Origin of the sequence: Actinomadura parmotrematis (assembly GCF_019458805.1) — a bacterium.
Lineage (GTDB): Bacteria > Actinomycetota > Actinomycetes > Streptosporangiales > Streptosporangiaceae > Spirillospora > Spirillospora parmotrematis.
The window spans coordinates 206445-220879 of record NZ_JAIBOA010000008.1 but is presented as its reverse complement, the minus strand read 5'-3'; the positions used below and the strand labels follow the sequence as shown (position 1 = coordinate 220879).

Sequence of the window (14435 nt, the reverse complement as noted above, 5' to 3'; positions counted from 1 at the left end):
GTCCGGTGGCCGCACCCCCGGACCGAGTAGGGAGTGCAGTGGCCAAGGTCCGTGTATACGAGCTCGCCAAGGAGTTCGGGGTAGAGAGCAAGGTCGTCATGGCCAAGCTCACCGAGATGGGCGAGTTCGTACGGTCGGCGTCCTCCACGATCGAGGCGCCGGTCGTTCGCAGGCTCACGGAAGCCTTCAATTCCGGAAAGTCCGGTGGCAAGCCGGGGTCGGCCAAGAAGCCGTCCTCCGGTCCCCGCCCCGGCCCGCGCCCGGGTCCCTCGGGCGGCGGCGACCGCGGCGACCGTTCGGCCGCCCCGAAGCCCGGCCCGCGTCCGGGCCCGCGGCCCGCGCCGCAGGCCTCCGCGCCGTCGGCACCCGAGGCGCCCGCGCATCCGGCTCCGGCCGCGCCCGCGCCCGTCCAGCAGGCCCCGTCGGCTCCGGCCGCGCCCGCCGTGCCGCCCGCGCCCTCCGGCGCGCCGCGTCCCGGCCCGCGTCCCGCTCCGGGGCCGGTCCCGCCGGCGCCGAGCACGCCGGTGAACGCCCCGGCCGCGCAGAGCCGCCCGTCCGGCGGCGCCGCCCCGGCCGGGCCGAAGCCCGGCCCGCGCGCGCCGAAGCCCGGCCCGCGTCCCGCGCCCCGCTCCGGCGGCGGTGGCGGTGGCGGCCGTCCGGGTTCCCCGCGTCCGGGCAACAACCCGTTCAGCTCGACCAACACCGGCATGGGCCAGTCGCCCAAGCCGGGCCCGCGTCCCGGTCCGCGCACCGAGGGCGGTCCCGCCTCGCGCGACGAGCGCGCCGGCGGTCCCCGTCCGGGTCCGCGTCCGGGCGGTCCCCGTCCCGGCGGTCCCGCCGGTGCCGGCGGCCCGCGTCCGGGCGCCGGCTCCATGCCGCCGCGTCCCGGCGGCGGCGGTGGCGCGGGCGGTCCGCGCCCCAGCCCGATGAGCATGCCCTCCTCGCGTCCGGCGAGCTCGCCGGGCCGCGGCGGTCCCGGCGGCGGCGGCCGTCCCGGCGGCGGTGGCCGTCCGGGCGGCGGCGGTGGCGGCGGCCGTCCCGGCGGCGGCGGTCGTCCCGGTGGCGGCGGCGGTGGCTTCGGCGCCCCGCGCGCCGGCGGCGGCGGTCGTCCCGGCGGTGGCGGCGGCTTCGGCCCCCGTCCCGGTGGCGGCGGGCCGCGCGGCCGCGGCGGCACGCAGGGCGCCTTCGGGCGTCCCGGCGGCCGGCCGGGCCGTGCCCGCAAGTCGAAGCGGGCGCGTCGCCAGGAGTTCGAGAACATGCAGGCCCCCGCGTCGGGCGGTATCTCCGCCCCGCGCGGCAACGGCAAGGTCATCCGCCTGCCGCAGGGCGCCACGCTGACCGACTTCGCCGAGAAGATCGGCGCCAACCCGGCGTCGCTCGTCGCGATCATGATGCACCTCGGCAAGATGGTCACCGCGACGCAGTCGGTCGACACCGACGACCTGCAGCTCCTCGGCGCCGATCTGGACTTCGACGTCCAGGTCGTCAGCCCCGAGGACGAGGACCGCGCGCTGCTGGAGCAGTTCGACATCGAGTACGGCGAGGACGAGGGCGGCGAGGAGGAGCTCCAGTCGCGCCCGCCCGTGGTCACCGTCATGGGTCACGTCGACCACGGCAAGACCCGCCTGCTCGACGCGATCCGCAACGCCAACGTGGTGGCGGGCGAGGCCGGCGGCATCACCCAGCACATCGGCGCCTACCAGGTCGAGACCGAGGTGGACGGCGAGCCCCGCAAGATCACCTTCATCGACACCCCGGGCCACGAGGCGTTCACCGCCATGCGCGCCCGCGGTGCCGACACCACCGACCTGGTGGTGCTGGTGGTCGCGGCGGACGACGGCGTGAAGCCGCAGACCACCGAGGCGATCGACCACGCCCACGCGGCCGGCGTCCCGATCGTGGTCGCGGTCAACAAGATCGACAAGGAGGGGGCGGACCCGCAGCGGGTGCGCGCCCAGCTCACCGAGTACGGCCTGGTGGCCGAGGAGTTCGGTGGCACCACGCAGTTCATCGACGTGTCCGCCCGCGAGGGCATCAACATCGACGGCCTGCTGGAGTCGATCGTGCTGACCGCCGACGCCGAGCTGGAGCTCGTCGCCAACCCGGACATGCCGGCGCAGGGCTCGGCCATCGAGGCCCACCTGGACAAGGGCCGCGGCGCCGTCGCGACCGTCCTCGTCCAGCGCGGCACGCTGCACGTCGGCGACTCCATCGTGTGCGGCGTGGCCCACGGCCGCGTCCGCGCGATGCTCGACGAGAACGGCAACCAGCTGGAGGAGGCGGGCCCGTCCCGCCCGGTGCTGGTGCTCGGCCTCACCGCCGTGCCCGGCGCGGGCGACAACTTCCTGGTCGTCGAGGACGACCGGGTGGCCCGCCAGATCGCCGACAAGCGGACGGCGCGCAAGCGCAACGCCGAGCTGCTGCGGTCCCGCAAGAGCTCCTCGCTCGAGGAGCTGTTCAAGGACCTGGAGCGCGGCGAGCGCGACGAGCTGCTGCTCATCCTCAAGGGCGACGTGTCCGGTTCGGTGGAGGCGCTGGAGGACTCGCTCCTCAAGATCGACGTCGGCGACGAGGTCAGCCTGCGGGTCATCCGCCGCGGCGTCGGCGCGATCACCCAGGACGACGTCAACCTGTCGCTGGCGTCCGAGGGCGCGGTCATCATCGGCTTCAACGTGCGTCCCGAGCGGAACGCGCAGGAGCTGGCCGACCGCGAGGGCGTGGACATCCGCTACTACTCGGTCATCTACCAGGCGATCGAGGAGGTCGAGGCGGCCCTCAAGGGCATGCTCAAGCCGGAGTTCGAGGAGGCCCAGCTGGGCACCGCCGAGGTCCGCGAGCTGTTCAAGGTCCCGCGCATCGGCAACATCGGCGGCTGCATGGTCACCTCGGGGATCATCCAGCGCAACGCCAAGGCCCGCCTGGTCCGCGACGGCGTCGTGGTCGCCGACAACCTCACGGTGTCGTCGCTGCGCCGCTTCAAGGACGACGCGACCGAGGTCCGCGAGGGCTTCGAGTGCGGTATCGGCGTCGGTTACAACGACCTGAAGACGGGCGATGTGATCGAGTGCTTCGAGATGCGGGAGAAGCCCCGCGCCTGAGGCGACGGCCGTGCGAACGAGCGGATGAATAACCAGTGACGTGACGCCAGGTTGATCTTCTAACCTGGCGTCACGTCATGTCGGCGGCCGGGGCGGCCGCACCGCCCCGGCCGCCGGCCGGGAACACGCCGCCGCCCCGCCGTCGTTCCATCTGAGGCACAACGACCGAGGTGATCGACCAGGTGTTCGTCGGCGCGCTGACACTGGACCTGCTGCTGGGCGACGTCCACTCGCTCAAGCAGAAACGGGGGGTGATCCGGCCGATCATCGCCGAGGTGCAGCGGCACTTCCCGGCGGTGGCGGTGGCCGAGACGGGGGACAACGACCTGCACCGCAGGGCGCGGATCGGGGTGGCGGTGGTGTCGGGCACCGCCGCCAACTGCACCGACGTGCTCGACCGGTGCGAGCGGCTGGTGGCCGGCCGGCCCGAGATCGAACTGCTGTCGGCGCGGCAGCGGCTCTTCAACGACGAGGACTAGCGGCCCGCCGCGGCGCCCCAGGAGGCGCCAGGGGGGACGCTGTACAGAAAAGGAGTGCGATCGTGGTGGACGCAGCCCGGGCGCGCAAGCTCGCCGACCGCATCCAGCAGATCGTGGCGGAGATGCTGGAGCGCCGGATCAAGGACCCGCGGCTCGGCTTCGTGACCGTGACCGACACCCGCATCACCAACGACCTGCGGGACGCCACCGTCTACTACACGGTCTACGGGACCGACGCCGAGCGGGCGGAGAGCGCCGCGGCGCTGGAGAGCGCCAAGGGCGTCATCCGCACCGAGGTGGGGCGGAAGACCGGGGTGCGGCACACCCCGTCCCTCACCTTCGTCCCCGACGAGGTCATGGAGAACGTCGCGCACATCGACGACCTGCTGGCCAAGGCCCGCGCCCGGGACGCCGAGGTGGCGCGGGCGGCGCAGAGCGCCTCCCCGGCCGGCGAGGCCAACCCCTACCGCACGGCGGGCGAGGTCGACGAGGCGGACGAGGACGCCGGCGACGAGGACGCCGCCGGGCCGCGGACGCCGTGACCGGCCCGGCCGCGGCCTGCGCCCCCGCCGGCGACGCCGCCGGCGGGGCGTACCGGCCCCTCCTCCAGTGGGACCGGGCGCTCCGCCTGATCCGCACGGCGGAGGAGGTCTGCCTCGCCTGCCACGTGGTGCCCGACGGCGACGCGCTCGGCTCGATGCTGGCGCTCGCGCAGGCGCTGCGCGGCCTCGGCAAGCGCGTCCTCGCCTCGTTCGGCGAGCCGTTCACGGTGCCGGCCAGCCTGCGGTTCCTGCCGGGCCAGGAGATGCTCGTCGAGCCGTCCCGGATCCCGGCCGCGCCGCAGCTGATGATCGCGCTGGACGCGGCCGGCCCGGACCGGCTCGGCGGCCTCGCCGGCCCGGCGTCCCGGGCCCGCCACCTGATCGTCCTGGACCACCACGCGACCGGCCGCGACTTCGGCCCGGCGGTGCGGCTGGTGGACGGATCGGCCGCCGCGACCGCCGTCCTCGTCGACGAGCTGATCCGGCGCCTCGGCGTGCGGCTCACCAACCCGATGGCGCAGGGCCTGTACGCCGGGCTCGCCAGCGACACCGGCTCGTTCAAGTACCCGTGCACGACGCCGCAGGTGCACGATCTCGCCGGCCGGCTGCTGGAGGTCGGCGTCCGCCCCGAGGCGGTGAGCCGCGAGCTGTGGGACCGCGCCCCGTTCGGCTACCTCCAGGTGCTCGCGGGCGCGCTCGCCCGCGCCCGGCTGGAGCGCGACGCGGCGGCCGGCCACGGCCTGGTCTGGACGACGATCGCCCGCGCCGACCGCGGCGACGTCCGCTACGACCAGCTGGAGGGCGTCATCGACCAGCTCCGCCGCGCCGACGAGGCCGACGTCGCGGTCGTGCTGAAGGAGACCGACGAGGGCGACTGGTACGTGTCGACGCGGTCCAAGGGGGCCGTGGACGTGGCCCGCGCCTGCGCGGTGCTCGGCGGCGGCGGCCACGCCGGCGCCGCCGCGGCCACCGCCGCCGGCCGCCCCGAAGAGATCATGGACCGGCTGCGCGCGGAGCTGCGCGCCGCCGGACCGCCCACCCCGGAACCGGAGCCCGCCCCGTGAACTCAGGACTCGTCATCGTCGACAAGCCCGCCGGCTGGACCTCGCACGACGTGGTCGCGCGGATGCGGCGGATCGCGGGCACGCGGCGGGTCGGCCACGCCGGGACGCTGGACCCGATGGCGACCGGCGTCCTCGTCGTCGGCGTGGAGAAGGCGACCCGGTTGCTCGGCCACCTCGCCCTCACCGAGAAGGGCTACGACGGCACGATCCGGCTCGGGCAGGCCACCAACACCGACGACGCCGAGGGCGAGATCACCGCGACGGCGTCCGCCGCGGGCGTGACCGACGCCGCGGTCGCGGCCGGGATCGCCGCCCTCACCGGGCCGATCGAGCAGGTCCCGCCGCAGGTCAGCGCCATCAAGGTGAACGGAGAGCGGGCCTATAAGTCGGCCCGCAAGGGCGAGGAGGTCGCGCTGAAGGCGCGGCCGGTGACCGTCTCCCGGTTCGAGGTGACGGCCGTGCGCCGCGACGGCGACCTGCTCGACCTGGACGTGTCGATCGCCTGCTCGTCGGGCACCTACATCCGGGCGCTGGCCCGCGACCTCGGCGCGTCCCTCGGCACCGGCGGCCACCTCACCGCGCTCCGCCGGACCCGCGTCGGCCCCTACGGCCTCGCGCGGGCGCGGACGCTGGAGCAGCACGCCGCCGCGCTGGAGCTGCTGCCGATCGGCGACGCCGTCGCCGCCGCGTTCCCGCGCCGCCAGGTGGACGAGGACGACGCCCGCAAGGTCCGCCACGGGGGACGGCTGCGCGCCGCCGGCCTCGGCCCCGGCCCCGTCGGGGTGTTCGGGCCCGACGGGGCGCTGCTGTCGCTGGTGGAGGAGCGCGACGGCGTCGCCCGGCCCCTCGCCGTCTTCGTCTAGCCGGGCGGCCGGGCGGTCCTAGAAGCGGAAGTCGGCGCGGACGGCGTCGTGGTCGCTGCCGGGCGTCCGCGCCGTCGCGGCGTCCACCGGGTCGAGGCCCCGGTACAGGATGTGGTCGGGGCGGGCCAGCGGGAACGACGACGGCCAGGTGAACCCGAGGCCCGACCCGGCGTCGCCCTGGGCCTCGCGGAGCGCCGGCACGAGCGCGCCGAGCTTGCGGTCGGTGGTCGCGGTGTTGAGGTCGCCGAGCAGCAGGACCCGCCCGGAGGCGTCGGCGCGCACCCGCGCGGCGAGCCGGTCCATGGTCGCGTCGCGCTCGCCGGTGTCGCCCGGCCGCGCCGACCCGAGGTGCGCGACGTAGACGGTGAGCGGGCCGTCGCCGGTGGCGACGACGGCGCGGAGCGCGCGCGGCCAGCCGAGCCCGAGGTCGACCGGCCCCGACGAGGTGATCGGCAGCCGGCTCCACAGCCCGACGGTGCCGCGCACCACCCGGTGCGGGTAGGCGGCGTCGAGCCGGGCGGTGGAGGCGCCCGCCCGGATCTCCTGGAGCGCCAGCAGGTCGGGCCGGTCGGCGATGAGCCGCGCGGCGGTCCGGGCGGGGACGGGGTTGGCGGCGTACATGTTCTGGCTCATCGCGCGCAGGTCGTAGCGGCCGCCGGACGGGGACGCGGGCAGGAACGCCGTCCCGAACAGCGCGGCCCACACCGCCGCGGCGACGGCGACCGCCGCCCCGGCGAGCGGGGCGCGGCGCAGCGCGGCCGCGAGGGCGAGGACGGGCACGGCGGCGCCGAGCCAGGGGAGCCCGGTGTCCAGCAGGGTGCCCGCGTCGCCGGGCACCAGGCGGTGGCCCGCGAGGAGGGCCGCGACGGCGAGGGCCGCGGCGGCGGTGAGCAGGCCGCGGCGCGGTGCGCGCCCGCGGCCGGGCCGCGTGCCGGGCGCCCGTTCCAGGGTCTGCTGAGTCACGCCGCCGACGCTACCGGCGGCGCCGGAGTGCCCTGGACCGGGCGCCCGCGCTACCGGTGAGTACACTCCGGCGTGGCCGGCCGGGACGCCAACCCCGCCCCTCCGGTCGTCGCACGTGGCGCCGCATGGCACCCTTTAAGTCGACAGAAGAACGGCGGGCAGGTCCGACGCAGGGAGAGCATGGTGCGGCGCTGGCACGGCCTCGATGAGGTCCCGTCCGACTGGGGCAGGTCGGTCGTCACCATCGGCGTGTTCGACGGCGTGCACCGCGGCCATCAGCGGATCGTGCGGAGCGCGGCCGAGCAGGCCCGCGAGCGCGGCCTCCGCTCGGTCGTGATCACCTTCGACCCGCACCCCGACGAGGTGGTGCGCCCCGGCACCCACCCGCCGCTGCTGACCTCCACCCGCCGCCGCGTCGAGCTGCTGGAGAGCCTCGGCACCGACGCCGTCGCGGTCGTCCCCTTCACCCTGGAGCTGTCCAGGGTGCCGCCGGACGAGTTCGTCCGGACGGTGCTGGTGGAGCGGCTGCGCGCCGCGCACGTGATCGTCGGCGAGGACTTCCGGTTCGGGCACAAGGCCAAGGGCGACGCGGCGCTGCTGACCGAGCTCGGCACCAAGTACGACTTCACCGCCGAGGGCGTGCCGCTCGTCGCCAACGGCGACACGATCTCCTCCACCAACATCCGCGCCCGCCTCGACGAGGGCGACGTCGCGGCCGCGGCGAGGGCGCTCGGCCGCCCGCACCGCGTCGAGGGCGTCGTCGTGCGCGGCCACCAGCGCGGCCGCCTGCTCGGGTTCCCGACCGCCAACCTGGAGACGCTGCCGCACACCGCGATCCCGGCGGACGGGGTGTACGCGGGGCGGCTCGTCTGCGACTCCGACCGCTACCCCGGCTTCTCCTGGCCGGCGGCGATCTCCATCGGCACGAACCCGACGTTCGAGGGCACCGCCGAGCGGACCGTCGAGGCGTACGCGCTGGACCGCGACGACCTGGACCTGTACGGCGAGCACATGGGCGTCGACTTCACCGACCGCATCCGCGACACCCTGAAGTTCGCGTCCGTCGACGCGCTGGTCGCCGAGATGCACCACGACGTCGCCGAGGCGCGCCGGCTCACCGGCGCCGCCGGGCCCGCCTAGGACCCCCGCCCCCGCCGCGACCTGCCCGGACACCCGACGATCACGGGGCGCTCCGCTCCGTGACCGTGGGGCTTTCGGGCATGGTACGGTGAATAGTCGCCGGGCAATCGCCCGGCCCGGGCGTGCTGCACCCTCATGCGGCCCGCCGCTTTTACGTTGCGCACCAGGCGGACCGCCGGCCGGGAGCCGGGATCTGCGGGTGACGAACCCATCGAAGGAGCCACGTGTCGCTCGACACCGCCACCAAGAACAAGATCATTTCCGAGTACGCGACCACTGAGGGTGACACCGGCTCGCCGGAGGTCCAGGTCGCGCTCCTGACCCGGCGGATCAACGATCTGACCGAGCACCTCAAGGAGCACAAGCACGACCACCACAGCCGCCGCGGCCTCCTGCTGCTGGTCGGCCGCCGTCGCCGGCTCCTGAAGTACCTGTCCAACAAGGACATCAACCGCTACCGCGCGCTCATCGAGCGCCTCGGCCTGCGGCGCTAGCACGCTCGGGGAGCGGACCGCCGGTCCGCTCCCCGCTCCGCGTCCCGGCCCGGTCGCCCGCCGGCCGCCGCGCGGCACAACCGCATACCTGAGACCAACCCCCGCGGACACCGTTGGTGCGGCCGGTCCTCGGTAGTGGCCTCCGGATCCGGGCAGGATCCGGGTGCTTCGATCGAAGACCGGCACTGCGTAGAAAGCCACGGGTAACGGCCGCGGGGACGAACCGGACCATGGAGGTTCCCCGTGACAGATGCCCCGCGCATCGAAGGTGCGCAGAGCACCGAAGCTGTGATCGACAACGGCTCGTTCGGCACCCGGACGATCCGCTTCGAGACCGGGCGCCTCGCCCGGCAGGCGGCCGGCTCGGCCGTCGCCTACCTCGACGACGAGACGATGGTGCTGTCGGCCACCACCGCCTCCAAGAAGCCCAAGGACAACCTGGACTTCTTCCCGCTCACCGTCGACGTCGAGGAGCGGATGTACGCCGCCGGGCGCATCCCCGGCTCGTTCTTCCGCCGCGAGGGCCGCCCCTCCGAGGACGCCATCCTCACCTGCCGCCTGATCGACCGGCCGCTGCGCCCGTCCTTCCGCAAGGGCCTGCGCAACGAGATCCAGGTCGTCGAGACGATCATGGCGCTGCACCCCGACCACCTGTACGACGTGGTCGCCATCAACGCCGCCTCGATGTCCACCCAGCTCGCCGGGCTGCCGTTCTCCGGCCCGATCGGCGGCGTGCGCGTCGCGCTGATCGAGGGCCAGTGGGTCGGCTTCCCGACGCACCCCGAGCTGGAGCGCGCCACCTTCGACATGGTGGTGGCCGGCCGGGTGCTGGACGACGGCGACGTCGCGATCATGATGGTCGAGGCCGAGTCCACCCGCGACACCCTCAAGCTCGTCGGCGAGGGCGCGACCGCCCCCACCGAGGAGACCGTCGCGCAGGGCCTGGAGGCCGCCAAGCCGTTCATCAAGACGCTCTGCGAGGCGCAGAAGGCGCTCGCCGACGTCGCGGCCAAGCCGACCGCCGAGTACCCGATCTTCCTGGACTACGCCGACGACGTGCTGGAGGCGGTCACCGCCGCCGTCAGCGCCGAGCTCGCCGAGGCGCTCACCATCGCCGGCAAGCAGGACCGCGAGACCCGCCTCGACGAGATCAAGGCGGCCGCGCAGGAGAAGCTCGCCGCCGGTTTCGAGGGCCGCGAGAAGGAGATCTCCGCCGCCTACCGCGCCGTCACCAAGAAGCTCATCCGCGAGCGGGTCATCCGCGACGGGGTGCGCATCGACGGCCGCGGCCTGAAGGACATCCGCCAGCTGTCGGCCGAGGCGCACGTGCTGCCGCGGGTGCACGGCTCGGCGCTGTTCGAGCGCGGCGAGACCCAGATCCTCGGCGTGACGACCCTCAACATGCTCCGCATGGAGCAGATGATCGACACGCTGAACCCCGAGCGCACCAAGCGCTACATGCACAACTACAACTTCCCGCCCTACTCGACCGGCGAGACCGGCCGCGTCGGGTCGCCGAAGCGCCGCGAGATCGGCCACGGCGCGCTCGCCGAGCGCGCTCTCATCCCGGTGCTGCCGACCCGCGAGGAGTTCCCCTACGCGATCCGGCAGGTGTCGGAGGCGCTCGGCTCCAACGGCTCCACCTCGATGGGCTCGGTCTGCGCGTCCACCATGTCGCTGCTGGACGCGGGCGTCCCGCTGAAGCAGATGGTGGCCGGCATCGCCATGGGCCTCATCCACGAGGGCGGCGAGTACGTCACCCTCACCGACATCCTCGGCGCCGAGGACGCGTTCGGCGACATGGACTTCAAGGTCGCCGGCACCCGCGACGTCATCACCGCGCTCCAGCTCGACACCAAGCTCGACGGCATCCCCGCCTCGGTGCTGGCCGCCGCGCTGAAGCAGGCCAAGGGCGCCCGGCTGGCGATCCTGGACGTGATGCACGAGGCGATCGAGGCCCCGGCCGAGATGAGCCCGTTCGCGCCGCGGATCATCACCATCAAGGTCCCGGTCGACAAGATCGGCGAGGTCATCGGCCCGAAGGGCAAGATGATCAACTCGATCCAGGACGACACCGGCGCCGACATCACCATCGAGGACGACGGCACGATCTACGTCGGCGCCACCGACGGCCCGTCCGCCGAGGCCGCGCGCGCGGCGATCAACGCGATCGCCAACCCGCACATGCCCGAGGTCGGCGAGCGCTTCCTCGGCACCGTGGTGAAGACCACGACGTTCGGCGCGTTCGTGTCGCTGCTGCCCGGCAAGGACGGCCTGCTGCACGTCTCGCAGATCCGCAAGCTGCACGGCGGCGCCCGGATCGAGAACGTCGAGGACGTCATCAGCGTCGGCTCCAAGATCCAGGTCGAGGTCACCGAGATCGACCAGCGCGGCAAGCTGTCGCTGGTCCCGGTCGAGGTCGTCGAGCGCGAGGCCGCGGCCAAGGCCGACGGCGGCGACGCCGCGGACGCCGCGCCGGCCGGGGACGCCGGCGGCGAGGGCGACGACGGCGACCGCCGTCCGCGCCGCCGCCGCACCCGCCGTCCCGACGACGGCGGCAGCCGCAACTCCTGACCGCCGCACCAGCCGGACCGGCCGGCCCGCCCTCGCCGCGAGGGCGGGCCGGTCGGCCCGTTTCCCGCACCCCGAACGTGATTGAGAGTTCCCCGTGACCCTCCCCGCGCGTGCGCAGGAGCCCGGCACCACCCACACCGTTCACCCGGGCGCCGACGGTTCCGGCGCGGTGCGCCGCACCGTGCTGCCGGGCGGCCTGCGCGTGATCACCGAGGCCATGCCGACGGTCCGCTCGGCCGCCTTCGGCATCTGGGCCGGGACCGGCTCGCGCGACGAGGCGCCCGCCGACGCCGGCGCGAGCCACTACCTGGAGCACGTGCTGTTCAAGGGCACCGAGCGGCGCACCGCGCTGGAGATCTCGGCGGCCGTGGACGCGGTCGGCGGCGACCTCAACGCCTTCACCGCCAAGGAGTACACCTGCTACTACGCGCGGGTGCTGGACGCCGACCTGCCGCTCGCGGTGGACGTGGTGTCGGACATGGTCGCGGCGTCGGTGAACCGGGAGGAGGACGTCGAGGCCGAGCGCGGGGTGATCCTGGAGGAGATCGCCATGCGCGACGACGACCCGGGCGACCTCATCCACGACGAGTTCTCCACCGCGCTGTACGGGGACGTCCCGATCGGCCGGCCGATCCTCGGCACCGTCGACTCGATCAACGCGCTGTCGCGGGACCGGGTGCACGGCTACTACCGGTCCCACTACCTGCCGCCGAACCTGGTCGTCGCGGCCGCCGGCAACGTCGACCACGACGAGGTCGTCCGGCTCACCGCGGCGGCGTTCGCGCCGCACCTGGCGGGCGACGCCCGCCCCGCGGACCCGCGCGTCGGCGGCCCCGAGCAGGGCGCGTCCCCGACGGCGCAGGTCATCGACAAGGACACCGAGCAGGCGCACATCGTCCTCGGCGGCCTCGGCGTGCGCCGCACCGACGAGCGGCGCTTCGCGCTCGGCGTGCTGAACGCCGCGCTCGGCGGCGGCATGTCGTCGCGGCTGTTCCAGGAGGTCCGGGAGAAGCGCGGCCTCGCCTACTCGGTGTACTCCTACACCTCGCAGTACGCCGACACCGGCACGTTCGGCGTCTACGCGGGCTGCCAGCCGGGCAAGGCCGACGAGGTGCTGCGGATCTGCCGCGACGAGATCGCGAAGGCCGCCGAGCGGGGTCTCACCGCCGAGGAGCTGGAGCGCGGCAAGGGCCAGCTGCGCGGCGGCATGGTCCTCGGCCTGGAGGACACCGGGTCGCGGATGAGCCGCATCGCCAAGAGCGAGCTCGTCTACGAGTCGCTGCTGCCGGTGGACGAGGTGCTGGCCCGCATCGAGGCCGTCACCCTGGACGACGTCCTCGCGGTCGCCCAGGACGTCCTCACGCGCCCGCAGGCCCTCACCGTCATCGGCCCGTTCGGCGACCACGAGTTCGCCCTCTAGCCCTCCGCGCATGATCAGTTACCCGGCGCGACCGGCCGGGTAAGGGACGATCATGAAGATCCTGATCCGCGTGGTCATCTCCGCGGTGGCGCTCTGGGTGGCGACCGCGCTGGTGGACGGCATCGACGTGACGGCCGGGAGCTGGGGCAAGCGGGCCCTCACGCTGCTGGCCGTCGCGATCATCTTCGGCATCGTCAACGCCGTGCTGAAGCCGCTCATCAAGGTGTTCGGCTGCGCCTTCTACGTCCTCACCCTCGGCCTGTTCGCGCTCGTGGTGAACGCGGCGCTGCTCGGGCTCACGAGCTGGCTCGCGGGCAAGCTGAACCTGCCGTTCCACGTCGAGTGGTTCTGGCCGGCGTTCTGGGGCGCGATCATCATCGGCGTGGTGAGCTGGCTGCTCAACCTGTTCGTCTCCGACGACGTGTGAGCCGGTAGGCTCGCCCCGCAGGTCGAACCGGGGAGGAACCGCGATGAAGGTCGCAGTGCTGGGCGCGCGCGGGCGGATGGGCGCCGAGGTGTGCCGGGCCGTCGAGGGCGCGGACGACATGGAGCTGGTCGCCGCCGTCGACCAGGGCGACGCCCTGGACGCGCTGACCGCGGCCGAGGCGGTCGTGGACTTCACCAGCCCCGGCGTCGTCATGGACAACCTGCGCTGGTGCGTCGAGCACGGCCTGCACGCCGTCGTCGGCACCAGCGGTTTCGACCCGGCGCGCCTGGACGCCGTCCGCTCCTGGCAGGCGGCGGGTCCCGGCGGCAACGTGCTGATCGCGCCGAACTTCGGCATCGGCGCGGTGCTGATGATGGGCTTCGCCGCGCGGGCCGCGCCGTTCTTCGAGTCGGTCGAGGTCGTGGAGACCCACCACCCGAACAAGGTCGACGCGCCGAGCGGCACCGCCTACCGCACCGCGCAGCTCATCGCCGCCGCCCGCGCCGAGGCCGGCGTCGCGCCGTCCCCGGACGCCACCACCGAGGAGCTGGCGGGCGCCCGCGGCACCGACGTGGACGGCGTCCGCGTGCACGCCGTCCGGCTGTCGGGCGCGATCGCGCACCAGGAGGTCGTCCTCGGCGGCCACGGCGAGATCTTCACGATCCGGCACGACTCGATGAACCGCGAGTCGTTCATGCCGGGCGTCCTGCTGTCGCTCCGCGAGGTCGCCGGCCTGCCGGACCGGCTCACCGTCGGCATCGAGTCGCTGCTCGGCCTCTGAATGGACTTCGACGCCGACCCCTGGGACTACCTCGGCGCGGACGAGGCGGTCGACCTGGAGCACCCGCTCGTCCAGTCGACCGCCGCGTCCCTGCGCGACGGCGACGACGTCGCCTACGCCCGCGCCGCGTTCGAGCACGTCCGCGACGAGATCGCGCACAGCGTCGACGCGCGGGACCCGCGCGTCACCTGGCGCGCCTCCGACGTCCTGGAGCAGCGCACCGGCTTCTGCCACGCCAAGGCGATCGCCTACGTCGCCCTGCTGCGCGCGGGCGGCGTCCAGGCGGGCCTGGCCTACCAGCGCCTCGCCGACGGCGACGGCTTCGTCCTGCACGGCCTCGCCGCCGCCCTCATCGACGACCGCTGGGTCCTGCTGGACCCGCGCGGCGACAAGCCGGGCATCGACGTCCGGTTCTCCGCCGCCGAGGACCGCCTCGCCTTCACCCCCGACCCCGCCGCCGGCGAGCTCACCTACCCCACCGTCTACGCGAGCCCCCCGCCCGCCGTCCTGAACCCCCTGAAAGCCGCCACCGACGCCCTGGCCCTCGCCGCCACCGGCCTCCCGGACTCCCTCTGACCGTCCCCCGGTGC

13 protein-coding genes are annotated in these 14435 nt (G+C 74.4%); 12 read left to right on the top strand and 1 reads right to left on the bottom strand.

Going from position 1 to position 14435, the window contains the following annotated elements; all coding sequences use genetic code 11:
- The first annotated feature begins 38 nt into the window (after positions 1 to 38).
- From infB to truB, 5 genes are all read left to right on the top strand, one after another.
- A complete protein-coding gene (infB, locus tag K1Y72_RS14835; protein WP_220166878.1) occupies positions 39 to 3098 on the top strand; it encodes a translation initiation factor IF-2 in 3060 nt (1019 codons plus the stop codon).
- Positions 3099 to 3268: 170 nt separating this feature from the next.
- Positions 3269 to 3577 carry a DUF503 domain-containing protein gene (locus tag K1Y72_RS14830; RefSeq protein WP_308287079.1) on the top strand — a complete coding sequence of 103 codons (309 nt, stop codon included), beginning with the start codon at positions 3269 to 3271 and terminating at the stop codon, positions 3575 to 3577.
- A gap of 62 nt (positions 3578 to 3639) precedes the next feature.
- Positions 3640 to 4119: a 30S ribosome-binding factor RbfA gene (gene rbfA / locus K1Y72_RS14825; RefSeq protein WP_220166877.1), complete on the top strand. Its 480-nt coding sequence runs from the start codon at positions 3640 to 3642 to the stop codon at positions 4117 to 4119.
- Positions 4116 to 5183 (top strand): DHH family phosphoesterase, encoded by a 1068-nt coding sequence (locus tag K1Y72_RS14820; protein ID WP_220166876.1) that lies wholly within the window; start codon positions 4116 to 4118, stop codon positions 5181 to 5183. Before rbfA ends, K1Y72_RS14820 begins: the two co-directional genes overlap by 4 nt.
- A complete protein-coding gene (gene truB / locus K1Y72_RS14815; protein ID WP_220166875.1) occupies positions 5180 to 6046 on the top strand; it encodes a tRNA pseudouridine(55) synthase TruB in 867 nt (288 codons plus the stop codon). Before K1Y72_RS14820 ends, truB begins: the two co-directional genes overlap by 4 nt.
- A gap of 18 nt (positions 6047 to 6064) precedes the next feature.
- Here the strand turns inward: truB and K1Y72_RS14810 are convergent, their stop codons facing one another.
- Positions 6065 to 7009 (bottom strand): endonuclease/exonuclease/phosphatase family protein, encoded by a 945-nt coding sequence (locus K1Y72_RS14810; RefSeq protein WP_308287078.1) that lies wholly within the window; start codon positions 7007 to 7009, stop codon positions 6065 to 6067.
- 183 nt (positions 7010 to 7192) lie between these two features.
- Here K1Y72_RS14810 and K1Y72_RS14805 point away from each other — a divergent pair, with 183 nt between their 5' ends.
- From K1Y72_RS14805 to K1Y72_RS14775, 7 genes are all read left to right on the top strand, one after another.
- Positions 7193 to 8149 carry a bifunctional riboflavin kinase/FAD synthetase gene (locus K1Y72_RS14805; protein WP_220166977.1) on the top strand — a complete coding sequence of 319 codons (957 nt, stop codon included), beginning with the start codon at positions 7193 to 7195 and terminating at the stop codon, positions 8147 to 8149.
- A gap of 224 nt (positions 8150 to 8373) precedes the next feature.
- Positions 8374 to 8643: a 30S ribosomal protein S15 gene (gene rpsO, locus K1Y72_RS14800; RefSeq protein ID WP_019634028.1), complete on the top strand. Its 270-nt coding sequence runs from the start codon at positions 8374 to 8376 to the stop codon at positions 8641 to 8643.
- 261 nt (positions 8644 to 8904) lie between these two features.
- Positions 8905 to 11217, top strand: a complete 2313-nt coding sequence (locus K1Y72_RS14795) for a polyribonucleotide nucleotidyltransferase (protein WP_220166976.1) — start codon at positions 8905 to 8907, stop codon at positions 11215 to 11217.
- A gap of 94 nt (positions 11218 to 11311) precedes the next feature.
- Complete coding sequence (locus tag K1Y72_RS14790) at positions 11312 to 12637, top strand: M16 family metallopeptidase (protein ID WP_220166874.1); 1326 nt, start codon at positions 11312 to 11314, stop codon at positions 12635 to 12637.
- Positions 12638 to 12689: 52 nt separating this feature from the next.
- Positions 12690 to 13064, top strand: coding sequence for a phage holin family protein (locus tag K1Y72_RS14785; protein ID WP_220166873.1), 375 nt, complete (start codon positions 12690 to 12692; stop codon positions 13062 to 13064).
- Positions 13065 to 13107: 43 nt separating this feature from the next.
- Positions 13108 to 13845 carry a 4-hydroxy-tetrahydrodipicolinate reductase gene (dapB, locus tag K1Y72_RS14780; protein WP_220166872.1) on the top strand — a complete coding sequence of 246 codons (738 nt, stop codon included), beginning with the start codon at positions 13108 to 13110 and terminating at the stop codon, positions 13843 to 13845.
- Entirely contained in the window at positions 13846 to 14421 is a 576-nt protein-coding gene (locus K1Y72_RS14775; protein WP_220166871.1) for a transglutaminase-like domain-containing protein, read from the top strand.
- Positions 14422 to 14435: the final 14 nt, after the last annotated feature.

Coding starts and splice junctions, on each gene's coding strand:
- dapB (WP_220166872.1), top strand. CDS start 13,108: ATGAAGGTCGCAGTGCTGGGCGCGCGCGGGCGGATGGGCGCCGAGGTG.
- K1Y72_RS14775 (WP_220166871.1), top strand. CDS start 13,846: ATGGACTTCGACGCCGACCCCTGGGACTACCTCGGCGCGGACGAGGCG.
- K1Y72_RS14785 (WP_220166873.1), top strand. CDS start 12,690: ATGAAGATCCTGATCCGCGTGGTCATCTCCGCGGTGGCGCTCTGGGTG.